This window comes from Pseudorhodobacter antarcticus (assembly GCF_900110135.1).
Lineage (GTDB): Bacteria > Pseudomonadota > Alphaproteobacteria > Rhodobacterales > Rhodobacteraceae > Pseudorhodobacter > Pseudorhodobacter antarcticus.
In genome coordinates this window covers 1-23,367 of sequence record NZ_FOCO01000045.1, presented here as the reverse complement: position 1 = coordinate 23,367, position 23,367 = coordinate 1, and the positions used below count along the sequence as shown (strand labels likewise).

Sequence of the window (23,367 nt, the reverse complement as noted above, 5' to 3'; positions counted from 1 at the left end):
GTCCCGAGCAACTGGTGCGAGGCATTGGCCAAAAAATCCCGTTCCACCACAAGTTGGCCAATCTTGGAATGCAGCTTGTCGAGTTCAGCCGCACTTACCTGCTCCGGGGCGGCACCTCGGCGCGCAAAAGCTGTCGCCATGTTCTCTATCGCCGCGCGCTTCCAAGTGCCGAGTTGTGTCGGATGAACATCGTACTTCTTCGACAGCTCCGCCAGCGTCAGCTCCTCACGGATCGCTTCAAGCGCAACCTTCGCCTTGAAATCAGGCGAATGGTTCTTTCGTTTCTTCATTCTGGATCACTTCTCTCATCATGCGATCCAACTTAACAACTGGTCCGAAATTCCGCGACCAACTCTGAGGGGTGTATTTTTCGTGTCCCCTGCGCGCCCTTTGCTAAGGGATATTTAACCTGCGGGGCGGCGGCCCGTTAGACCGTGCGGACGCGGTTTATGAGTTTGCCGATACCGTCAATTTCGCAGATCACTTCATCCCCATCGGTCAAAAACTGCGGCGGGGTCATGGCGTAACCGACCCCGGAAGGGGTGCCGGTGGCCAAAATATCGCCGGGTTCCAGTTTCATCCCTTGGGAGAGGGAGGCGATGAGCGTGGGGATGTCAAAAATCATGTCGGCGGTGCTGCCGTTCTGGCGCAGATCACCGTTCACATAGCAGCGCAGGGCGGTGGCCTGCGGGGTGGGCATGTCGTCGGCGGTCACAATCCACGGGCCCATCGGGCAAGAGCCGTCCAGCCCTTTGCCTTTGAAAAACTGTCCGCCGTGGCGGCGCTGCACGTCGCGAGCGGTGATATCGTTGATGATGGTATAGCCAAAAATATGGTCCATCGCCGCGTCTTTGGAAATGTCGCGGCCGGGGGTGCCGATCACCAGCGCCAGTTCCACCTCATAGTCAATTTGGGTGGAAATATGGGGGAACAGGGGCACATCGGCCCCGGTGCCCACAACGGCGGTGCGGGGTTTTGTGAAGTAAACTGGCACTTCGGTCACGTTGATTGTGACCTTTTGCGCCCGCGCCCCTTCGGCAATATGGTCGGCATAATTGCGGCCAACGCAGAACACGTTTTTTTCGGGTCGCGGCAGGGGGGCAAGGAATTGTACGCTGTTTGCGGCGATTTGGGCGGCTGCAAAGCCCCCGGCATTGGCCTTTTCGATCAGCGTTGCAACCTCGTTCCAGACGGTTTTGCCGCCTGCGATGATGGATTGCAAAGAACCGTCCAAAATCGCCTTGGTGGAGGACCCAGCCGCACCTGCCGCAGCGTTCAACAGCAAAAGCGCGCCGTTGGAAAGCTGCGCGACCGCCACGGCCCCGTGACCCGCATCAACTGTGGCAAGGCGCATTGGATGGTCCCCCTTTGGGTGGCATTTGGCCCCCGTGATGTGGGGCGGATTGCTGTGGGCTGGCCCCCGCAGTGGTGGGGCCAGCCCGTTTTATAGACCGCGTTTGAGGTGGGTTTATGCGTCGCCCAAAATACGCAGCATTGTGGCGGACGGGCGCATGATGGCGTTGGTTTTCTGGGGGTCGGTGTGGAAATAACCGCCCAGATCTGCGGGTTGCCCTTCGGTCGCGGTAAGTTCGGCCAGAATGGTTGCTTCATTTTCCGCTAACGCGGCGGCGATGGGGGCGAAATGGGCGATCAAAACCGGATCTTCGTTTTGATTGGCAAGGGCTTGCGCCCAGTAAAGCGCAAAGAAGTAATGGCTGGCGCGGTTGTCGGTTTGGCCGACTTTGCCTTCGGGGGATTTGTTGTGGTCCAAAACACCTTGGGTGGCGCGGTCAACCGCGTGGCCAAGGATGCGGGCCTTGTGGTTATCCGTGGTTTCGGCCAGGAATTTCAGGCTTTCCCCCAGCGCGCAAAATTCGCCCAAGCTGTCCCAGCGCAGGTGGTTTTCCTGCACCAATTGTTGCACATGTTTGGGGGCAGACCCGCCTGCACCGGTTTCAAACATGCCGCCGCCGTTCATCAGTTTGACGATAGACAACATTTTGGCCGAGGTGCCGAGTTCCAGAATGGGGAACAGATCGGTCAGATAATCGCGCAGAACGTTGCCGGAAATGGCGATGGAATCCTGACCCTTGCGGATGGTTTCCAGCGACAGGCGGGTGGCGGCGCGCGGTGTCAGGATTTGGAATTTATCTGCAACACCTGCGGCGGCGAGGATGGGGCGCACATATTTCAGCAGTTCAGCGTCATGCGCACGGCCTTCGTCCAGCCAGAAAATTGCTTGGCAGCCTTCCGCCTTTTGGCGGCTGATGGCGAGTTGGACCCAATCTTCAATCGGGGCTTGTTTGGTGGAGGCGGCGCGCCAGATGTCGCCTGCGGCGACCGTTTGTTCCAACACTTCGTCGCCATTGGCCAGTACGATGCGCACCATGCCTGCGTGCGGGATTTCAAACGTGGTGGGGTGGGAGCCGTATTCTTCGGCCTTTTGTGCCATCAGGCCGACGTTTTGCACGGTGCCCGCAGTGGCGGGGTCGAGCGCGCCGGTTTCTTTGAAATAGGCCACGGATTCGTCATAGATGGGGGCATAGCTGCTGTCTGGGATGATGCAGTTGGTGTCGGCCGCTTTGCCATCCGGGCCCCAGCCTTTGCCACCCGCACGGATCAGGGCGGGGATGGAGGCGTCGATGATCACATCTGACGGCACATGCAGGTTGGTGATGCCCTTGTCGGAATTGACCATATACAGTGGCGGGCGTTCGGCCATGACGGCGTCAATGGCGGCCATGATTTCGGTCGCCTCGGCCATGAGGGCGACTTGGTCCAAGAGCGCGCCGAGGCCAGAGTTCGGGTTGATGCCAGCGGCGGCCATTTTGTCGCCGTAGACATCGAACACGGGTTGCAGGAACACGCGGACGGCGTGGCCAAAAATGATGGGGTCCGACACCTTCATCATCGTTGCTTTGAGGTGGATGGAGAACAAAACCCCGGCGGATTTGGTTGCCGTGATTTGGTCTGCCAAAAACGTATCCAGCGCGCGGGAGGACATGAAAGTGGCATCCAGCACGGTGCCCGCGGTGAATTTCAGCCCGTCTTTTAGCACGGTCAGACCGCCATCGGGGGCGATCAGTTCGATGCGGGCCACGCCGGATTGGGCGGACGACAGGATGATGGATTTTTCATTTGAAAAGAAGTCATTGGCGGACATAGTTGAGACAATGGTTTTGCTGTCTTTTGCCCATTTGCCCATCGAATGGGGATTGGCCTTGGCGTAGTTTTTCACCGCAACGGCGGCGCGGCGATCAGAGTTGCCTTCGCGCAAGACCGGGTTCACCGCCGAGCCTTTGATCGCGTCAAACCGGGCGCGGATGGATTTTTCTGCGTCTGTGGCGGGGTCTTCGGGGTAGGTTGGAATGGCATAGCCTTTGGCCTGCAATTCCTTTACGGCCGCCACCAGCTGCGGGACAGAGGCCGAAATGTTGGGCAGTTTGATGACATTGGCGCCGGGGCTTTTGACCAATTCGCCGAGTTCGGCCAGATCATCGGGTTGACGCTGATCGGGCGTTAGGTTTTCGGGAAAAGACGCGATGATGCGCCCGGCAAGCGAGATATCTTTGACACCCACAGACACGCCTGCGGCGCGCGCAAAGGACTGGATGATGGGGAGGAGAGAGGCGGAGGCGAGTTGCGGCGCCTCATCCACTTTTGTGTAAATGATATCGGGTGTTGCGGGGGTGGTCATGGCGGAAAGCCTTTCCTTGCAATTGCGAAAGTCGCGGAATTGTTTGGAATGGGGATGCCCGAATTGGCGTGCAAATGCAATGATCAACCCCAAAAGACGGGCAAAGTTTATGGTTTTTTGCCCATCCCGTTTTGCACGGCCCCGCTAAGGGATTCAGTCTTTCTTTTCGCAAAATGTCAGGACCATATCCCAGCCCGCCAGCAGCACGGTGATGCTGATCACGGCGATCAGGTCAAGGCGGGGCACATGGATGACAAGGATGCCCAGAAAGCCCAGAAGGACCGCAAAGGCAAAGATACCCAGAAATTTTTGCATCGGTTACGCCTTTTGAGTTGAAGTGAGATGTTCGGTCAGCCAGCGGGCATTGCGCAATAGGCGCGCATCGTCGCCCCGCGGGCCGATCAATTGCAGGCCCATCGGCATACCGTTTTCGGCGGTAAACAGGGGCAGGGAGACGGCGGGAACGCCCGCAAGCGTCCAGATGCCGTTGAAAATGGCGGAGCCGGTGTTTTCCAACCCTTTTGGGGCCGGACCTTGAGCGGCGGGGCACAAAATGGCGTCGCAACGTTCAAAGATTTTATCGAGCGCGGTGTTTAGCAATGCGCGCCAATCAAGGGCTGCGATATAATCGCGGGCCGATACGCCGCGCCCTTCAACCATTGCGGCGCGCAGGATGTCGGACATCTGGTCATGGCCGCGCCGTTCCAAGCCAAAGTAGCATTTGGACATTTCGGCAAAATTGATGCGGCGGCGCACATCGCCCATGTCGTCAAAGCCGGGGAAAGGCACGTCAAAACATTGCTCACCCAAGGCCTGTGACACCTCTAGCATCGCGTCCTGCATTTGCGGGTCGGCGCTGTCGTATTCGGGCGGGCGCAGAAAGGCGAAAGTGGGGGTGACGGGGGCGGGGGCCAAGCAGGTCGCCAACAGGCGGGGCATGGGCGCGGGTTCGGTGGCGGTGTCGGCGGGGTCGTGGCCTGCCAGCACCTCGGCCAACAAGGCCGCATCGGCGACAGAGGTGGCGAATACGCCGACCGTATCAAGGAACGGCGATTGCGGCAGGATGCCTGTGCGGGGGATCATGCCAAAGCTGGGTTTTAGGCCGACCACGCCACAATAAGACGCCGGGCGAATGACCGAGCCGCCAGTTTGTGTGCCAATGGCCAAAGGCACCATGCCCGCCGCCACCGCCGCCGCCGACCCGCTGCTGGACCCGCCGGGGGTGTGGGCGGGATTGTGCGGGTTGCGGGTTTTGCCTGCAAACATGTAGGCACATTCAGTGGTGACGGTTTTGCCCAAGATTATGGCCCCCGCCGCGCGCAGACGGGTCACGATCCACGCATCGGTGGATGGCACGCGGCCTGCATCAATCGGGGTGCCATTGGCGGTGGGGATGCCCTTGGTGTCGATGATGTCCTTTATCCCCACGGGCAGGCCGTGCAGGGGGCCAAGCGCGCGCCCGGCCTGTCGCCACGCATCCAGTTTGCGCGCTTGGGTGATCGCGTGGTCACCGTCCAGCCATGCCCACGCGCCCACTTGGGGTTCATGTGCTGCGATGCGGGCCAAACAAGCCTCTACCAGCGCCTCGGCCGTCAAGGCCCCGCTGGCAAGGCGGTCGCGCAAGGCGACCGCCCCAAGGGCCAGCAAAGCATCGGCGGTGTTTTGCGGTGTTTTAACGGGATGGGCCATAGAACACTTCCGGCAAGGCAAAGACGATTTGGGGGAATTGGTACATGAGGATCATGCACAGCACCACCATGCCGCAATAGGGCAGCACGCCTTTGAAGATTTCCATCAGCTTTACCTCTGGGGGCGCGATGCCTTTTAGGTAATACGCGCTCATCGCCATGGGCGGCGTTAGGAACGAGGTTTGCAGGTTCAGCGCCACCAACACGCCGAAAAACAAAGGGTCCACGCCAAACAGCGGCAACAAAGGCAAGAAGATGGGCACGAAAATGATGATGATTTCGGACCATTCCAGCGGCCAGCCGAGCAAGAAGATAATAAGCTGTGCCAAGATCAGGAACTGGATGGGCGTCATATCCAGGCTTTTGACGAAATCGCCGATGACCTGTTCGCCGCCAAGATAGGAAAACACCGCCGAGAAGGTGTAGGAACCGACGAACAGCCAGCACACCATCGCGGTGGTGCGCACGGTCAGATACACGCTTTCGCGCAAACGTTGGAAGGTCATGGCGCGGTAAGCCACGGCCAGCACCATGCCGCCAAGCGCGCCGATCGACGCCGCCTCGGTCGGGGTGGCGAGACCGAAAAGGATGGAGCCAAGCACCGAGAAAATCAGGATGGCTAGCGGCAGGAAGGATGTGACCAGCATCCACATCATTTTGCCAAAGGGGACGGCTGGCAATTCCTCATACGTTGGTTTTGGGGCGAGTTTGGGGTTCAGCATGGACCGCACGACGATATAGATCAGGTACAAGCCAACCAGCGTGAAACCGGGCAAGATCGCTGCTGCGTAAAGCCGCACGATGGAAACGCCCGAGGACGCGGCATAGACGATCAGCATGATGGAGGGGGGGATCAAGATGCCCAGTGTCCCGCCTGCGCAGATGATGCCCGCAGCGAATGAATGGTCGTAGCGCATTTTCAGCATTTGCGGCAGGGCCAAAAGCCCCATCAGGGTCACAACCGCGCCGACGATGCCTGTGGCCGTCGCAAACAGCGCGCAGGTGATAAGGGCTGCGACGCCCATCGACCCCGGCACGTTGCGGGTGGCCACGGCCAGCGTGCCAAACAGCTTGTCCACAATATTGGCGCGTTCCACGATGTAGCCCATGAACAAAAACAACGGGATCGCAGTCAGAACTTCGTTCGAGATGACGGTGTAGGTTTGGTTCACGAACAAATCGAATATTCGATTGTTGAAATACCCATCAAACCAAAGGGTTGCACTGTCCCACCAGCCCGCATCCTCACCCAGCCGATTGAATGCGCGCCACATGCGGCCTTCGTCATAATAGGCGTAATAGCCAAAGCCGATGCCAAGCGCCATAAGCGTGAAGGCGATGGGAAAGCCAAGAAAGACGCAGGCAATAAAGATGCCCAGCATGGCGAGGGCGATTTGTGGATCTGTCACGCGTTGATCTCCGGGGTTGCGGGCTGGTTATTTGGGGGCCCGGGTCATTTGGGCTGGTTTTGGGCGGCCTGCTTCATCAGCAGTTCCTCAGTTTCTTCGACATCATCTTCGGCCTCCATCCAATAGCCTTGGCGGATGCAGATGATGCAGCGAAACACTTGGGCCAATCCTTGGATGAGCAGCAAAATTCCAGCGACGACGATGACGGTTTTGAATTGATAGATTGGGATGCCTGCCGGGCTGTTCACCGACACCTCGGAGTAGCCCCACGAGCGGCTGGAATATTTGAACCCTGTGACCACCAGCGCCATGATGCCGGGGAAAAAGAACAGGATATAAAGGGTAAGGTCCATCCATGCCTGGGTGCGTTGTTTCCAAGTGCGATAGATGAAATCGCCCCGCACATGCCCGCCGCGTGACAGCGTGTAGGCCCCGCCCATCATAAATAGGGTGCCGTACATGATGAACGACACATCAAGCGCCCAAGGGGTTGGCGCGTTGAAAACATAGCGAACAAGCACTTCATAGCTCATCCCGAAGGTCATCAGGACGATTAACCAACCAAAGGTTTTGCCGAAAAACGCCGATGTATGATCGGCAAAGCGGATGTAGGACAGCATGCGCAGGCTCCAAACCGGTAAGATGGCCCCGGAACTTGCGTCCCGAGGCCTGTGTTATGTGTCGGAGCGATCAGAGCTTCAGCTTGCCGGGGAAGTAATGCTCGTAAGCAAGACCCAGATCCGGGGCGTTCATCAGCTCGTAATACGCGACTTGGCTGACCCATGCGCGCTGGCTTTCCATGACTTTGGCATTGAACGGATCAGTGCCCAAATCAGTGATCAACCCATCCCAAGCGGCCAATTGTGCTGCCAGAATTTCCTTGGAGGTACGGTGAACCGTAACACCGGAATCGGTTTGCAGCTTTTGCAGGTCGGCCGAATACTCTTTCATCGCGAGGGCCAAGTTTGCGGTGGCCGAGGCTTCGACAGCGTGGCGCAGAATGGCCTGCAAATCTGGGTCCAGATCATCCATGAAGTCTTTGTTGAACACGAATTCAAACGCCTCAGAGGCTTGGTGATAGGAGGACAGGTAGTAGTTTTTGGCCACATCCTGTGCGCCAAAGCGGCTGTCCGACGATGGGTTGTTGAATTCAAACGCGTCAATCACGCCACGTTCCATCGCAGGCACAATTTCGCCGCCCGGAAGCTGTGCGACCGACATGCCCATAGATTGCAGCAAGTCAGCAGCCAGACCCACGGTGCGATATTTCAGGCCCTGCAGATCCGCGACAGAATTGACTTCGTTCTTGAACCAGCCAAAGGGCTGCGCGGGCATTGGCATGCCCAACATGCCATAGACGTTCAGGCCAAGGGTTTGCTGTGTCAGTTCTTCGTACAGTTCCTTGCCGCCGCCCTGATAGAACCAGCCCAGCATGGTCGTGGCAGAACCGCCGAAAACAGGGCCGGTGCCAAAGAAAGACGCCGCTTTGGATTTGCCGTACCAATACACCGGCACCGAATGGCAGATGTCCAACACGCCGTCGCTGACCGCATCCATCACTTGAAACGCGCCGACGATGGCACCTGCTGGCAAAAGGTCGATCTTCAGGCGGCCGCCCGACATCGCTTCCACACGTTCCACGTATTGGCGGGCGAAATCCATCCAGATGTCGGATGCTGGCCAAGAGGTCTGCATTTTGACAACCAGCGGTTCTTGGGCCAAAACGGCGGGCGCTGCCAGCACGGATGCAGCCGCAGCGGTGCCGCCAAGGGCCCCTGTGCGAATGAACGAACGGCGTGAAAGCCCTTTGTTAAGGGTATCTGTCATGTAATTCCTCCCATTTGTGCGCAAGGAGTGTTCCAAGCGCGAATTTATCATTCACCCAGATACCAAACGGCACGGTATAGCCTTGGTGCGCTTTCGCCCGTTAGAATCTGTGTGAAGTGGCCCAGCCTCCCGATTGGTCCACCTATGAAGGTTAGAGTGGCAAATCTGGTCTGGCAAGAGGGACATTGTTATTTTTGAATATCAATACTTGGCGGGGAGATAGGCTTTGCAACCCCTTGCAAACAGGGCAAAAAGGGTCTTGACTGCGGGTGTTGCCACACAAAGGCGTGCGATGGGTTGGGGTTGGAAAAAGCGGGCGGGCCGATGGTGGTGACGTTAAAAGATGTGGCTGTGCGGGCGGGGGTTTCGACATCTGCGGTGTCGCGCACGTTCACGGATGGGGCGTCTGTATCGCCTGCCATGCGCGCCAAGGTGCAAGCGGCGGCCACTGCGTTGGGGTACAGCCCGAATTTTTTGGCGCGCAGCCTGACCACGCGGCGCACCAAGTTGATTGGGCTTGTGTCCAACAACTTTCACAACCCGATTTTTCTGGAGGTGTTCGATCTGTTCACCCGTGGTTTGCAAGACCGCGGCCTGCGCCCGTTGCTGGTGAACCTAAGCGATGAGACGGATCCCGACCATTCGGTGCAGATGTTGCAGCAATATTCGGTGGATGGGGTGATCGTGGCCTCATCCACCTTGCCGCCCGCGTTTTCCAAGGCGTTCGCGGACAAAGGTATTCCCGTGGTCAACACCTTTGGCCGCCATGCGGACCGCCCCGATGTGCATGTAGTGGGCATCGACAACATCGCGGCGGGGCGCATGGCGGCGCAGGCGTTGGTGGCGCGCGGATATAGATCGGTTGCGTTTTTGGGCGGGCCTGCGGGGGCGACATCGACCCAAGACCGCTGGACCGGGTTTGCGCAAGTGTTGGCGGAGTATCCGGGCATCGCGCTGCGCCATTCATTCGCGCAGGCCTATTCGTTTGAGGCGGGGCGGGCCGAGATGTTGCGGCTGGGGTTGGAGCCGCTTGCGCAAGCGTATTTTTGTGGCGACGATGTGCTGTCGATCGGGGTGTTGAGTGCGCTGCGCGATTTGGGGCGGGCGGTGCCGCAGGATGTGGGGATTATCGGGTTTAACGATATGGAAATGGCGGGGTGGGAAAACATCGCGCTGACCACGATTGCGCAGCCGATTGGGGCGATTGTTGCGGCATCCATTGCGGTGATGGCTGCGATGCTGGACGGGCAGGGCGGCGATGCGCGCGGGCAGTTGTTTGAGTGCCGGGTGGTGGAACGGGGGACGTTGCGCCCCCCGCGTTAAGGTTTATTGGAACATCGGCGGGCGGGCATCGACCCACGCACCCTGCGCTTTGGCGGATGCAACGGCCGCATGGACCGCCGCCATCGACCGCAGACCATCGGGTGCTGTGGGCAACCCATCGCGCACCTCGCCCCGAATGGCATCGGCCAAATCGCAATAGATGTTGGCAACCGCCAGCGGGAACCCTTCGGGATGCGCAATCGACACGCGCGACAGGCGCTGGGCATCGGCATGCAGCCCGCCTTCGCCCTTTTCAATGATCTGGGTGCGCCCGCCCACGGGGGTGTAAATCAACTGGTTCGGCTGTTCAGACGCCCAACGCAGCCCGCCCGTTTCGCCAAACACCTGAATGTCAAACCCGTGTTGCCGCCCAATCGCCACCGATGATGTCCAAAGCCGCCCCACGGTGCCGCCTGCCATGCGGAAATTGACCATCGCATCATCCTCCAACACTCGGGATGAAATGGTCGATGCGAAATCGGCAGACAGGGTTTGCACCTGATCATCGCAAATGAAACTGGCCATATGCAGCGCATGGATGCCGCAATCGGCAAACTGCCCCGACACGCCCGCCATGGCCGGGTCATAGCGCCAACGCACGCGGGGGTTTTCGGCGTCGGTCGCATCGCCGTGGTGGCCGTGGCTGAAATTGGTCACCACAAGGCGGATTTTGCCCATTTCCCCTGCCCGTACCATCGCGCGCGCTTGGCGCACCATGGGATATGCGGAATAGCAGTAGTTGACCGCACAGATTTTGCCGGTTTTCGCGGCGACGCGCACAATCTCCTCACCCTGTTCCACGGTCATGGTCATCGGCTTTTCGCACAGCACGTTGAACCCAGCCTCTAAAAACGCTTTGGTGATTTCAAAATGTGTGGCGTTGGGGGTGGCGACGGTCACCAAATCCACCCGGTCGGTGCGGTCACGCTCGCCCGCCAGCATCTCGGCCCAATCGCAATAGGCGCGGTCGGGCGCGATGCCAAAGGTTTGGGCATAGGCGCGGCCCTCATTGGGGCGGTGGTCCAGCGCGCCTGCGACGAAATCAAACAACCCGTCGGCCTGCGCGCCCAAGCGGTGGGCGGGGCCGATTTGGCTGCCCGCACCTCCACCAATCATGCCCCATTTTAGTTTTGCCATGTCAGGGTATCCTTAAAAGCCGATGGATTGCAGGTATTCGCGGTTGGCGCGCGCATCCTCTAGCGGCGTGCCGGGCTGGGACGGGTCGCAATCTTGTTCGACCGTACACCAGCCCGAAAACCCAGCGTCCAGCAGGATTTGGCGCACAGCCGAGAAATCCACATCGCCCTGTCCCAGATTGCAAAAAATGCCCTGACCGCAGGCTTTGTAAAAATCGGTGCGCTTGGCCACCACATCGGCCTTGACCACAGGGTTTATGTCTTTGAAATGCATATAGGAAATGCGGCCTATGTGGCGCTTCATAAACGCCACCGGGTCATAGCCCGCATAGGAATGATGCCCGGTGTCAAAGCAGATTTTCAGGATTTTGTCGTCGACCTCATCCAGCAAACGCTCCAGCTCCGGCTCAAAATCTATGAAGCCGGCAGCGTGGGCGTGGATGCCAACGGTTAGGCCGTATTCCTCAGTTCCCAGCCGCGCGATGGTTGCAAGGCGGTCGCGAAAGGCCGTCCATTCGGCGTGGTCCATCTGTTCGGCCTCGCCCGCGCGGCCCGCCGTGGGGGCGCGGCGGGGCGATATGCTGTCGATCAACACCAAGTGCTGCGCGCCGTGGGCGACCAGCGCCTTGCACGTGCGATGGCTGGCGTCCAGCACATCATCCCACATGGCCGCATCGTGAAAGGCGCGAAACACCACGCCGCCGATAATCTGCAAATCACGCTGCGCAAGGGCGGGGGCAAGGATTGCCGGATCTTCGGGCATGAACCCGATGGGACCCAGTTCGATGCCTTTATAGCCCGCCCCTGCGCATTGGTCCAAGACCGATTGCCATGTGGGATAAGACGGGTCGCTGGGAAATTCGATGCCCCATGAACAGGGCGCGTTGCCGATTTTGATCGTCATTGGGGTGCCTTTCACAGCATTAAAATTTTGACACATCGACCCAAGATTTGGTCTGGGCAGAGGCAAAGGTGGCGGCGACCACTTGGGCCACGTCCAAGCCATCCTGGAACGTGGGCCAAACGGGGGCGCCCGTTTCAATGGCGCGCAGGAAATCACGCGCCTCGATGATAATTTGGTCTTGGTATCCGGTGCCATGGCCCGGCCCTTGGCAAAATGCGGCGTAATCGGGGTGGGCGGGGCCGGTTAGGATTTTGGTGAAACCGCGAGTCGCCTCCGGCCCCTCGGCGCGGTACAGCCACAGCGCGTTTTGGTCCTCTTGGTCAAACCGGATCGCGCCTTTGGTGCCCGTGATTTCATAAGCATAGCCCATCTTGCGGCCATGCGCGGTGCGGCTAAAATACATCTGGCCCATACAGCCATTGGCAAATCGGCACATCATTTGGGCGTGATCATCATTGGTCACAGTGCCGCCGGGGCGGGTGGCGTGCACCGTTTCCACCATCGCCACCAGCGACGCGATGGGGCCAATCAGCGCCAAGGCTGCGTTGATCATATGGGGGGCCAGATCGCCCATGGTGCCGTTTGCATCGCCCGTGGTGCGCCATGTGGCGGGGCGGGCGGGGTCTGCAAAAAAATCCTCGGTGTGTTCGCCGCGAAACCATGTGATGTCGCCAATGGTGCCATCTGCAATCAACTGGCGGGCGAATTGGCTGGCAGGGGTACGGATATAATTGAAGCCGGACATGTTCACCTGGCCTGCAGCGGCGGCGGTCATGGCGCGGCTGTCATCAATCGACGCGCCCAGCGGTTTTTCGCAAAACACAGGTTTGGACAGCGCAAAGGCCGCCAGCGCAATCTCGCGGTGCGTTTCTTGCGGCGATGCGATGATGATCGCCTGCACGGCAGGGTCATTCACCAAAACCCGCCAATCATCGGTTGCGCGCGCAAAGCCGAACGCGGCGCGGTACCGTTCGGCCGATGCGGGCGTGCTGGCGCAAACCATTTCCAAACGGGGCCGCAATTTAGTGTCAAACACAGCGCCCACGGCGGCCATCGCAACCGCATGCGCCTTGCCCATATACCCGCCGCCAACAATGCCGATGCCGATTTCTGTCATGTGTCGCCTTATTGTTGAAAATAGCTTTGCAACCGGTTGCAAAATTTGTATCCTTGGATTTGAAACCGCGCAAGCTGCAAACGCTGTGGCGGGCTTACGGGAAAGATCACGCATATGACAAACGGCACCCTGACATTGACCACCGCGCAGGCGATCATTCGCTATCTTGCCAACCAATACATCGTGGTCGACGGGGTGGAGATGCGCCTATGCGGTGGCGGGTTTGGCATTTTTGGCCATGGCAATGTCACCTGTCTGGGCGAGGCGCTGTATGATGCCCGTGACGCCTTGCCCCTGTACCGGGGCCAGAATGAACAAAGCATGGGCTTTGCCGCCGCCGGATATGCCAAAGCATGGTTGCGCCAGCGGTTTATGTTTTGCACGGCCAGCGCGGGGCCGGGGACGACCAATTTGCTGACCAGCGCCGCGCTGGCCCATGCCAACCGCTTGCCGATGCTGCTTTTGTGCGGGGATACTTATGTGACGCGGCTGCCCGACCCGGTGTTGCAACAGTTGGAACATTTTGGCCAGCCCGGTTTGGGCGTGAATGATGCGTTCAAACCCGTGTCGCGCTACTGGGACCGCATCACGCATCCCGCGCAAATCCTGCAATCCTTGCCCGCAGCGCTTGCGACCATGCTGGACCCTGCCGATTGTGGGCCTGCGTTTATTGGTTTGCCCCAAGATGTGCAGGGTTGGACGTTCGATTATCCCTTAAGTTTCTTTGCCAAGCGGGTTCACCGCATCCGCAAGCAGGCCCCCGATGTGGCCGAGGTGGCCGACGCGGTGGCCCTGCTGAAAACCGCCAAGCGCCCGATGATTATCGCAGGTGGCGGGGTGCAATATGCGCGTGCCGTGGCGGAGCTGACAGCGTTTGCGGTGGCCCATAACATTCCCGTGGTGGAAACCATCGCGGGGCGGGCGAACCTGCTGCAAGACCATCCGCTGAACATTGGCCCCGTGGGGGTGACAGGATCGGACAGCGCCAATGCGATTGCCGCGCGCGCAGATGTGATTTTGGCCGTGGGCACGCGGTTGCAGGATTTTACCACCGGGTCATGGACCGCCTTTGCGCCGGATGCGCATATTATTGGGCTGAACGTGGGGCGGCACGATGCGATGAAGCATCTATCTTTGCCCGTGGTGGGGGATGCGGGTTTGGGGCTGTTGGCGTTGGGCGCAGGCCTTGGGGGCCACCGCGCGGCGGATGATTGGGTGGGGTTTGCGCAAACTGCCCGCGCTGAATGGGTCGCTTATACGGACCAAGTGACGGCCGTGGGCAATGGCCCGAACTCCTATGCCCAAGCCATTCGCGCGGTGAATGATCTGTGCGACCCGCGTGACCGCGTTGTGGCCGCAGCGGGCGGACTGCCGGCCGAGGTGACGGCGCATTGGCAGACCCGTGATGTGGGCACGGTGGATGTGGAGTTTGGATTTTCCTGCATGGGATATGAAATCGCAGGCGGTTGGGGTGCGCGGATTGCGCAGTTTGAACGCGAGCCGGACCGCGATACGATTGTATTTACGGGGGACGGGTCGTATTTGATGCTGAACTCTGACATTTATTCATCGGTGTTGACCCAGCGCAAATTAATTGTGCTTTTGTTGGATAATGGCGGGTTTGCAGTCATCAACAAGCTGCAAAACAACACGGGCAACACCAGCTTCAACAACTTGATCGCCGACAGCCCGACCATCCCCGCGCCATTCGCGGTGGATTTTGAGGCGCATGCGCGGTCGATGGGCGCGATTGCGGAAACCGTATCCAACGCGACCGAACTTGGGGCCGCGTTTTTGCGCGCCAAGGCGGCGGACCGCACCTGCGTGATCGTGATGAAGGTGGACCCTTATGACGGTTGGACCACCCAAGGCCATGCATGGTGGGAGGTGGGCACGCCGCATATCTCTGCCAACGCAAAGGTCACCGCCAAGCATCTGGAAGTTGAGGCCGGGCGCGCCAACCAGCGAAAGGGCGTGTGATGGATGTGATCGCAGGCATCGCCAAAAACCGCTTTATCGTTGTGGGCCGCGTGGGGATGGACCTGTTCCCCGCCCCCGGTGTGGCGACCGAGGATGCGGGCAGCTTTACCGCAGATATGGGCGGATCATCCGCCAATATCGCGGCGGGGATTGTGAAACTGGGCGGGCAGGCATCGCTTGTCACCCGCGTGTCGGATGATGCGGTGGGGCGGTTTTGCGTGAACAAACTGCGCCATTATGGCGTGGCGACTGATTATGTGACCCCCGTGGGCGGCGAGGCGCGCAATTCGCTGGCGCTTTATGAAAGCCGGGTGCAGGGCCACCAATCCGTGATCTACCGCAACCACGCCGCCGATTTTCAAATGACCGTGGCGGATGTGGAAACCGTCGATTACAGCCAATTCGGCGCGCTGATCACCGCAGGCACGGTGTTTGCCGCAGAACCCTCGCGCAGCGCCGCATTCCGTGCCTTTGACTTGGCGCGCGCGGCGGGCCTGCCGATTATCTTTGACGTGGATTACCGCCCCTACAGCTGGCCCAGCCCCCAAGTGGCCGCAGACGTGCTGTCGCGCGCAGGCGCATTGTCGGACGTCATCGTCGGCAATGATGATGAATTCGGCTTTATGGCAGGCAGCAAGGACCAAGGCATGGCCCGCGCCCGCGCCCTGTCGCAGGATGCGGCCATCGTGATCTACAAACGCGGCGAACATGGCGCCGTGACCTTTGCGGGCGGCGAGGAGATCGCCACAGGCATTTACCCCGTGACCGCCCTGAAACCCACGGGCGCTGGCGACAGCTTTATGGCCGGTTTTTTGACCGGGCTTGCGGATGGTTTGGATATCAAAGCTGCCGTTTTGCGCGGCTCCGCCTGTGCGGCCATTGTTGTGGCAAAACCCGGCTGCGCGCCTGCCATGCCCTATCCCGCTGATCTGGTGGCTTTTCTGGCTGCCCATCCCGGCCCCACCACCCCCGCCTAAAGGACATACCATGCACATCGCCCCCCATGACAACCAAAACAAACCCATCGTCGATGTGGATGATCCAACTGTCCCGCTGAATTACTTTAACATCGTGATGCTGAAAGCGGGGCAAGCGTTTGAATACCAAGTGCCGGGGTACGAAACTTGTATTGTTCCCGCGACTGGCACGGTCGATGTGCATGTCGAAGGGGTGGATTTCAAATCCATCGGCACCCGCACGCAGAATGTGTGGGACGGCGAACCCGAAGGCGTCTACATTCCCGTGGGCGCAAAAGTGACCATCGTGGCGGTGCGTGACACCGAAACCTTCATCGCAGGCGCGCGCTATGACAAGGTGCTGGAGCCGTTTGATGTGCGCGTGGCGGAGTTGGACAAAATACAATACGGCAGCGATGACACCAAAACCCATCGCAAAATCAAACACATCCTTGGCACCAAGTACCACGACCGCGTGGGCCGCTTGTTGGTAAGCGAGCTGTTTACGGTGGGGCAGGGCGGCTGGTCCGGCTTTCCCAGCCACAAACATGATACAGACCGTTTGCCTTTGGAAACCCGCCACGATGAAACCTACAATTTCCGTTTCAAACCCAATCACGGCTCGGGCGTGCAGATGTTGCAGCGCGAGGAGGGCACGCCTGGTGACGCCTATCACCTGATGGACCGTTCCACCATTTGCATCGACAAAGGCTATCACCCCTGCGCCGTGCTGCCGGGCTATGAGATGTATTATTTCACCATCCTGTCGGGGCTGTCGCAGCGGTCCTTGGTGCAGTTTTTCCAGCCCACTCATGCGTATCAAATCGAAACCATCCCCGGCATCAAAGATATGGTGGCAAAGTTCAAATGACCCTCGCCACCCTCTCACACGTTCTGCAACCCGCGTTAACAGGCGGCTATGCCGTGGCGGGCCTCGTCACCTTGGGCTGGGAGGATATGCGCGCTTTTGTGGCGGCAGCCGAGGCCGAAGGCTGCCCCGTGATCTTGCAAGCAGGCCCATCTTGCCGCGCCCATACCCCCTTGCCCATTTTGGGCAAAATGTTCCGGCATTTGGCCGAAGGGGCCAGCGTGCCGGTCGTGGCCCATCTTGATCACGGTTACACGATGGACGATTGCCGCGCGGCACTGGATGCGGGGTTCACATCGCTGATGTTTGACGGGTCGCGCAAACCCTTGCAGCAAAATATTGATGAAACCGCAGCGGTGGCCGAAATGGCCCATGCCGCAGGCATTTCCTGCGAAGGTGAAATTGGCTTTGTCGGTTACGCAAATGGCGACCAATCGGCGGGGACGGACCCAGCAGAGGCGGCGATTTTTGCGCGCGACACGGGCGTGGATGCCATGGCGATATCCGTGGGCAATGTGCATTTGCAACAAGACCGCGAAGGGGGCCTTGATATCGCCCGCATCCGCGCGATTGAGGCGGTGACGACCGTGCCTTTGGTCATTCATGGCGGGTCCGGCGTGCCGCTTGCGCAGCGGATTTTGCTGGCGCAGCAATCGAAAATTTGCAAATTCAATATTGGTACGGAATTGCGCATGGCCTTTGGTGCCGCGCTGCGCGCATCGGTGAACAGTGACCCCGCACGGTTTGACCGGGTGCAAATTCTGCAAGACACCCACGCGCCGATGGTCGCGGCCACGCGGGCTGTTTTGCGCGGGTTTTTGGCGCGATCTGGCGCGGGCGGCGCGTGACAAAGGCGGCTGCCGCTGGGAAAGCCGCCTTTGGGGTGCGCCCGCACCTTGCACCTTACCCTGCGATCAGATCAGCAAGCTGTCCAATGTCAGGTTTTGGGTGTCGGTCAGCCCGCTAAGGGTGATTGTATCGCCCCCGGCAAAGCTGATGATCGCGGTGGAGCCGATCACGCGCAGGCCAGCGGTTCCCATCCCGTCAAAGGACAGAAAATCGACGCTCTGTTCAAAATGCTTGATGCTGTCGCGGCCAAAACCGGGGGCAAACACAAACACATCCGCGCCCGCCCCGCCCGAGAGCAAATCATTGCCCGTGCCGCCCGTCAGCACATCACCACCGCTGCCCGCCGCCAGCGTATCATTGCCCGCGCCCCCAAACAGTATATTGCCACCCACACCGCCAAACAGCTTGTCATTGCCATCATCGCCGTACAAATGATCCGACCCCGCGCCCCCAAACAGGTTGTCATTGCCGCTGCCGCCGAACAAAAAGTCATCGCCATCCTCGCCAAACAACTGGTCCGCGCCCGCCTCACCGCGCAAGGTGTTGGCGTTGGCGTTGCCGACGATTTTATTGTCCAGCGCGTTGCCTGTGCCGGTCACGGCGCTGGTGCCTTCGGCCAGCCACAACTCCTCGAACGACGCCGCAAGCGTGTGGGAAATATCGGATATCACCTTGTCATACCCGCCGCCGCCAACCACAGAAATCACATCGCCTGCATCGTCGATGTAATACACATCGTCACCCATGCCGCCGAACATGGTATCAGCGCCCGCTTGGCCATCCAGCACATCATTGCCATCACCGCCAAAGATCAAGTCGCGCCCATTGCCCGCGCGCATGAAATCATTGCCGGTGCCGCCGTAAATATCATCATCGCCAAAGCCTGCGGTGATTTTATCATTGCCGCCATATCCCATAATCACCTCGGCCATCCCATCGGTGCCGTCGATCATGTTGCCATCCGCATCGGTGTAACCGACATGCATTTGGTCATTGCCATCGGTCCCGTCCACCGCTGACGGTGTCAGGGTGACAAAGGCGGTATCCGCCGTGCCACTGGCATCGGTGATGGTATAGCTGAAGGTGACAGCATTGCCTGCCGTGGCCGCCTGCACCGTGACCGTACCATCGGGGTTCAGCACCAGCACATCACCCGTGGCCAGCGTCACGCTTTGCCCCGCCAGCACCGCTTGGTCGTTCAGATGGGTGATTTGCACCCCGATGCGCCCGTCCGTCATGTCATTGGTCAACAGGTTGGCCACCGCCTCGCCCTTGGCCGTGATGGCGATGCTATCATCCACCGCGATCAAAGCGGTTTGCACGCTGTCGGCCACAATCAAAAGCGTGCTGTCATAGGTCCGGTCGCCCGCATCCGCGATACCGATGCGGATGGTGTTGGGCTGTCCGGGCACCACATCGGCCTTTAATGTGACGACGCGGGTGATGCCGTCCATTTCGGTGTTCACGATATCGGCGCTGTTATCAACGAACAGGTTGGCGTTCATCGCTGTGTTGATATTGTCGATGGATATGTTGCCGTCGCCAATGCTCAGGCTCAATTTCACCCCATTGACCCAAATGCCCACGGCGTCGTTATAACCGGAATTGACCCATTCCAAATACTCCTCGGACCCGAACACAAGCCGCATGGTCAGCGTGTCGCCCACGGGGATAAAACTGGCGTTCAAAAATGCCGCATCAAAGGTGGCGACCCCCGCGATGGTGTTCATGCCGGGGTCGTTGTTCACCCCCACAACTTGCGCCGTGGTCGCGGCGGAGCGGTTCGGATCGCCGCTGGCGTTGGTAAAGCTGCTGGCAATCCCGGTGGACAGGATGACGCCAGTGGCCGATGGCACAGCACCCGGCGCAACGGTATCGCCATTGGTGTAAATCCCGGCAGATCGCGGATCACCTTGATAGCTGGCAGACAGAATGGTCACACCATCGCCAAACATGGTTTCGGCCATTTGCAGGGCGGTGGACGCGGTGGAAACGGGTAGTTTTGTGGCAGTAACAGGCATTTTGATCACTCTTTGATGACAGGATTAATAAGCACCGCGGCCCGAGGCCACAGCGCGAAAAGTTTGGGCCAAGATCGCCAGATCAGCGGTCAAACGGGTGTTGCGGGCATATGACAGGTCCATCTGGATCATATCGTCAAAGCCGATTTCGGCGCGGCCCGACACTTGCCACAGCCCCGTAATGCCCGGCAGCACGGTCAGCCGTTCAAGGGCGGCAGCGGGATAGGCGCGCACTTCTTCGGGCAACGCGGGGCGGGGGCCGACCAAGGACATGTCACCCAGCAACACGTTGAAAATCTGGGGCAATTCATCCAGTGACAGGCGGCGCAGTACGCGACCAACGGGGGTGATGCGGGGGTCATTGCGGGATTTGAAGCAAATCCCTGCGCGGTCGCTTTGCGCGATCAGCGCGGCGCGGCGTGCCTCGGCATCGGGGTGCATGGACCGGAATTTGATCATGCCAAAGGGGCGCCCGCCACGCCCGATACGGGTTTGCACGAAAAACACCGGGCCGGGGCCAGACAGGCGCACCGCAAGCGCGATCAACAGCAACAGGGGCAAGATCGCCGGCAGGCCAAGGGTGACCAATGCCACGTCAAGCGGGCGTTTCCACTGGGGAACCGGGCGTGGGGGCACGCTGTGGGCCGCCCCGCGCTGGGCCGTGCAAAACGCGGCATAAGCGCGGGCCTTGGCATGGTTTGGGGTTTTAGGAAAGGCGGATGTTTGGGTAAAGGTCAGCATGGCAGCTCTCATTTCATTGTTTGGAAAAAAGGGGGGGAGGGAGGGGATTTGGGCAGGGGTTTAGGCGGGCAAGCCGGGGTCGCCGCGCAAGGCGTGGTTGAACACAAACCCACCCCCTTGGCGCGGCAGGCTGTCCAGCGCTTGCACATGGGCGGCAATGGCCCCCTTGCGGTCGCTGGGGGCCACATCGGCCAGCCCAAGGTCAGAGGCGGACAGTAAAAGTTCGGACATCAAACTGTCGCCGGAGCTTTGGGCGCAGATCAAGATCAGGTCGTGACCATCGGTCAAACCAGCCAAAGCATGGCGAATGGCCGCGATGCCCGTGTTGGTGTCGGTCAAGCGCGGGTCGTAACCAAGGGGCAGCACGGCTAGGCCATCGGTCATGGCCACCGGGGCCACCGTTTGGCCCAACAGCGCCTCGCGCCAGCCGGGGGTTTGCGCCATGCCCAAACTTTGGGTGATGCCCGTCCCCGACAGGTCCGCGTCAATCAACAACACGCGGGTGCCAGCGGCGGCAAAGCTGTGGGCCAGCGCCAGCGATGGTGCGGCGGGCGCGCCCCGGTCCAGCCGGGTAAAGGTGATCACGCGGGCCTTGCCTGCGGGATGGGATTGGCGCAGCGGGTGCAATTGCAGTGCATTGCGCAAACGGTCGGCGTCCCCACCGCCCTTGCGGCGCGACACGCGCAGCACAGGCACCAGATGGGCAAAACGGGCCAGCGCATCGGAATGGCGCACCCGGCCCGACATCAAACCAATCACCAAAGCCAGCGCAAAGGGCAAAATTCCACCCGCGCCAAGCCCTGCGGCGGCCAGCATTTTGGCGCTATCCTCGGTCGGTTCGGATGCAATGGTGGCGGGCGACAAAATGACCGAATAACCGGGCAGGGCACTGCCCGCCTCCAGGCGGATCACCTCCAGCGCGCTGCTGGTTTCTTCCAGCAACTTGCGCACATCATCGGCCTCTTCCTTTAGCGCGGCCAGTTCGGCGCGTTTGCCGTTCAACTCGCGCGCCTCTATCCGCACATTGGCCAATTGCGCTGTCACTTTGTCCAACAGCGCGGCGATTTCGGCCAGACTTGCCTCGGCATTGCCGCCCGATGTGTCAGTCAACGCGCCAGTTTGGCCTAAAACCTTGATCTGTTCGCGGCGGTCCGCCATCGCCCGGTCCAAAACCGCGATTTGTTCGCGCATGTCCTGCACGATGGTCGTGTGGTCGGGATAGCGCAGAAGCAAGGTGGACAGATCCGCCTCCCGCTTGGCGCGGTCAAAGTTCAAATCGGCCAAAGCGCGGTCCAAAAGGGTGGAGCGCATAATCTCATTGTCCGACATATCGGCCGAGGATTCGCCGCTTTTGGTGCGCATCGCGGCCAAAGTCGCTTCAATTTCCGCGCGGCGTTCGGACAGCGCATCAATCTGCGTGACCTTTTCCACATGGGCCTTGCCCAACGCCTCAATCCCGTATTCGCCCCCCACGTCCAGTGTGCGGCGGCGAATATCGGCCTGGCGCGCTTGCAAACTGGCCTCGCGGGTTTGCAATTCGGTCAGGCGCACGGTGCTGCGCGCGCTTTCGGTTTCGGCCTGAAGGTTCAGATAGGCGGCGATTACGGCGTTCACCTTGGACGCGGCAAAGCCCGCATCGCGTGATTTGGTGTTCAGAGTGATCAAACTGTCATTGCGCTTAATCTCGATCGAGCCTGCCAGATCGCGGGTGGTCATGCCATCGGTCAGGGCGGGCCATTGGGCGGTGAGGGCCGCATGGGCGCGCGCCATCACCGGGTTGGATGCCACCGATGTGGTTTCCGCCTTTACAAAGCTGTCAAAGGTTTTCAGCACAGAATCGTCGCCGGATCGATACAAGATATTGGATTCCTTGGGGAAAACCCGCAAAATCGCACTGCCGTCATACAGTTTGACACCCGACAGATAGCCGCCCGTGGCCAGGGCCGGGGCCAGCATCGCCGCCGCAAACCCCGCCATGCGCATCCGGCCCCGCATGGCGCGGACCAGCCCTGCGACCGGGCTTTGTTCCGCCGGGGCGGGCGGTTCGGCCAGCATCAGGCCATCGGTCAGATCAAGATCGGTGTGGGCGTTCATGGGGTCAGCTTTCGGTATGGCGGGTGCGATTGGTCAGGTCGCGTTCCCATTTCGGGCGGGTGATCGTGGTTTCCGTGGCCAGCAGCAGACGCACCCAGACCATCACCAACACATAAACCGCCATGGCAGCCCACAGGCGCGGCTGGGGCAGGGCGGCGCGCAGCATGGCCACAGCCCCTTCGCCGCGCGGGGATGTGATGCCCATCGCGGTGATCGCCTTGCTGCCGCGCAGGCTGCGGCGGCGGGTTTGCACCAAAGCGTGCAAGGTGCGCGGGGCGCGGGCCGTAAAAGTGCAGGCGGGCACAAAGGCCACATCGCGGGGCGCAAACGCGCGGCGCACCCATTCATCATCTGCCGTCAATGCGGGCAGCGGGAACACACGGTCCACCCCTTTGGGCGACAGCGCAAACAGCCCGCCAAACTTGCCCCGGTTGAAATACGGAACGTGTCAACGACTTTGAGGCAGTGGCTTTTGGACTTTAAGCTTGGTTTCCCTGCGTTTGCTTTGGTGGATTTATCCAGACAGCAGTCGGGATGTGAGGCGGCCTGGGTGGCTTGCGGACGAAGCGCTCGGGCGTGCTGATGAACGCAGTATCGAGGGTTTCCTGGCGTGCGGCATAGATAGCCTCGGCCTGTCCGAAGTGGACCTGATCGGGGGTCATCAACCCGATACCTGCGTGATGATGTTCTTCGTTGTACCATGCAAAGAACCTGCGGCAGAAGTCGCGGGCCTGCTCGATAGTTTCAAACTTCTTGG

21 protein-coding genes are annotated in these 23,367 nt (G+C 60.0%); 5 read left to right on the top strand and 16 right to left on the bottom strand.

Translation table 11 applies throughout. The features are described 5' to 3' along the window. The 8 genes from BMY36_RS20590 to BMY36_RS16100 all read right to left on the bottom strand — a co-directional run. Positions 1-290, bottom strand: a 290-nt coding sequence (locus BMY36_RS20590) for an IS3 family transposase (protein ID WP_074818881.1), incomplete at its 3' end; no start/stop codon positions are given. Positions 291-427: 137 nt separating this feature from the next. Continuing rightward, a complete protein-coding gene (locus BMY36_RS16125; protein WP_050519368.1) occupies positions 428-1,354 on the bottom strand; it encodes a fumarylacetoacetate hydrolase family protein in 927 nt (308 codons plus the stop codon). A gap of 114 nt (positions 1,355-1,468) precedes the next feature. After that, complete coding sequence (locus BMY36_RS16120) at positions 1,469-3,697, bottom strand: NADP-dependent isocitrate dehydrogenase (RefSeq protein ID WP_050519384.1); 2,229 nt, start codon at positions 3,695-3,697, stop codon at positions 1,469-1,471. Between the two features lie 153 nt (positions 3,698-3,850). Next, positions 3,851-4,012: a hypothetical protein gene (locus tag BMY36_RS20020; protein ID WP_175469319.1), complete on the bottom strand. Its 162-nt coding sequence runs from the start codon at positions 4,010-4,012 to the stop codon at positions 3,851-3,853. Positions 4,013-4,015: 3 nt separating this feature from the next. Continuing rightward, complete coding sequence (locus BMY36_RS16115; RefSeq protein WP_050519369.1) at positions 4,016-5,386, bottom strand: amidase; 1,371 nt, start codon at positions 5,384-5,386, stop codon at positions 4,016-4,018. After that, positions 5,370-6,794, bottom strand: coding sequence for a TRAP transporter large permease (locus tag BMY36_RS16110; protein WP_050519370.1), 1,425 nt, complete (start codon positions 6,792-6,794; stop codon positions 5,370-5,372). The genes BMY36_RS16115 and BMY36_RS16110 overlap by 17 nt, the downstream gene beginning before the upstream one ends. 44 nt (positions 6,795-6,838) lie before the next feature. Further along, complete coding sequence (locus BMY36_RS16105; protein ID WP_050519371.1) at positions 6,839-7,414, bottom strand: TRAP transporter small permease subunit; 576 nt, start codon at positions 7,412-7,414, stop codon at positions 6,839-6,841. Between the two features lie 70 nt (positions 7,415-7,484). Beyond that, positions 7,485-8,621, bottom strand: coding sequence for a TRAP transporter substrate-binding protein (locus BMY36_RS16100; protein WP_050519372.1), 1,137 nt, complete (start codon positions 8,619-8,621; stop codon positions 7,485-7,487). Positions 8,622-8,945: 324 nt separating this feature from the next. On the opposite strand from BMY36_RS16100, the gene BMY36_RS16095 reads away from it, so the two are divergent. Next, a complete protein-coding gene (locus tag BMY36_RS16095) occupies positions 8,946-9,944 on the top strand; it encodes a LacI family DNA-binding transcriptional regulator (protein ID WP_050519385.1) in 999 nt (332 codons plus the stop codon). 3 nt (positions 9,945-9,947) lie between these two features. Here the strand turns inward: BMY36_RS16095 and BMY36_RS16090 are convergent, their stop codons facing one another. Genes BMY36_RS16090 through BMY36_RS16080 form a run of 3 tightly spaced genes read right to left on the bottom strand, consistent with a single transcriptional unit; the run spans position 9,948 to position 13,101 of the window. Beyond that, positions 9,948-11,081, bottom strand: coding sequence for a Gfo/Idh/MocA family protein (locus BMY36_RS16090; protein WP_050519373.1), 1,134 nt, complete (start codon positions 11,079-11,081; stop codon positions 9,948-9,950). Positions 11,082-11,093: 12 nt separating this feature from the next. Further along, positions 11,094-11,984, bottom strand: coding sequence for a TIM barrel protein (locus BMY36_RS16085; RefSeq protein ID WP_050519374.1), 891 nt, complete (start codon positions 11,982-11,984; stop codon positions 11,094-11,096). A 19-nt stretch (positions 11,985-12,003) separates the two neighbouring features. Beyond that, a complete protein-coding gene (locus BMY36_RS16080) occupies positions 12,004-13,101 on the bottom strand; it encodes a Gfo/Idh/MocA family protein (protein WP_050519375.1) in 1,098 nt (365 codons plus the stop codon). 114 nt (positions 13,102-13,215) lie between these two features. Between BMY36_RS16080 and iolD the strand changes: the two genes are divergently transcribed. Genes iolD through BMY36_RS16060 form a run of 4 tightly spaced genes read left to right on the top strand, consistent with a single transcriptional unit; the run spans position 13,216 to position 17,753 of the window. After that, a complete protein-coding gene (gene iolD, locus BMY36_RS16075) occupies positions 13,216-15,081 on the top strand; it encodes a 3D-(3,5/4)-trihydroxycyclohexane-1,2-dione acylhydrolase (decyclizing) (protein ID WP_050519376.1) in 1,866 nt (621 codons plus the stop codon). Beyond that, a complete protein-coding gene (gene iolC, locus BMY36_RS16070) occupies positions 15,081-16,058 on the top strand; it encodes a 5-dehydro-2-deoxygluconokinase (RefSeq protein WP_050519377.1) in 978 nt (325 codons plus the stop codon). Before iolD ends, iolC begins: the two co-directional genes overlap by 1 nt. A 10-nt stretch (positions 16,059-16,068) precedes the next feature. Continuing rightward, positions 16,069-16,908, top strand: a complete 840-nt coding sequence (locus tag BMY36_RS16065; RefSeq protein WP_050519378.1) for a 5-deoxy-glucuronate isomerase — start codon at positions 16,069-16,071, stop codon at positions 16,906-16,908. Continuing rightward, positions 16,905-17,753 carry a class II fructose-bisphosphate aldolase gene (locus BMY36_RS16060; protein WP_050519379.1) on the top strand — a complete coding sequence of 283 codons (849 nt, stop codon included), beginning with the start codon at positions 16,905-16,907 and terminating at the stop codon, positions 17,751-17,753. Before BMY36_RS16065 ends, BMY36_RS16060 begins: the two co-directional genes overlap by 4 nt. Before the next feature lie 66 nt (positions 17,754-17,819). On the opposite strand, the gene BMY36_RS16055 is transcribed toward BMY36_RS16060, so the two are convergent. The 5 genes from BMY36_RS16055 to BMY36_RS20015 form a co-directional block, all read right to left on the bottom strand. Beyond that, positions 17,820-19,775 carry a choice-of-anchor L domain-containing protein gene (locus BMY36_RS16055; RefSeq protein ID WP_050519380.1) on the bottom strand — a complete coding sequence of 652 codons (1,956 nt, stop codon included), beginning with the start codon at positions 19,773-19,775 and terminating at the stop codon, positions 17,820-17,822. A gap of 24 nt (positions 19,776-19,799) precedes the next feature. Next, complete coding sequence (locus BMY36_RS16050) at positions 19,800-20,516, bottom strand: sugar transferase (RefSeq protein ID WP_050519381.1); 717 nt, start codon at positions 20,514-20,516, stop codon at positions 19,800-19,802. Between the two features lie 60 nt (positions 20,517-20,576). Further along, positions 20,577-22,610 (bottom strand): GumC domain-containing protein, encoded by a 2,034-nt coding sequence (locus tag BMY36_RS16045; RefSeq protein WP_050519382.1) that lies wholly within the window; start codon positions 22,608-22,610, stop codon positions 20,577-20,579. 4 nt (positions 22,611-22,614) lie between these two features. Next, positions 22,615-22,989, bottom strand: coding sequence for a hypothetical protein (locus BMY36_RS16040; protein WP_139194096.1), 375 nt, complete (start codon positions 22,987-22,989; stop codon positions 22,615-22,617). A 100-nt stretch (positions 22,990-23,089) separates the two neighbouring features. After that, positions 23,090-23,367: integrase core domain-containing protein (locus tag BMY36_RS20015; protein WP_244888686.1), on the bottom strand; the 278-nt coding region annotated here is incomplete at its 5' end.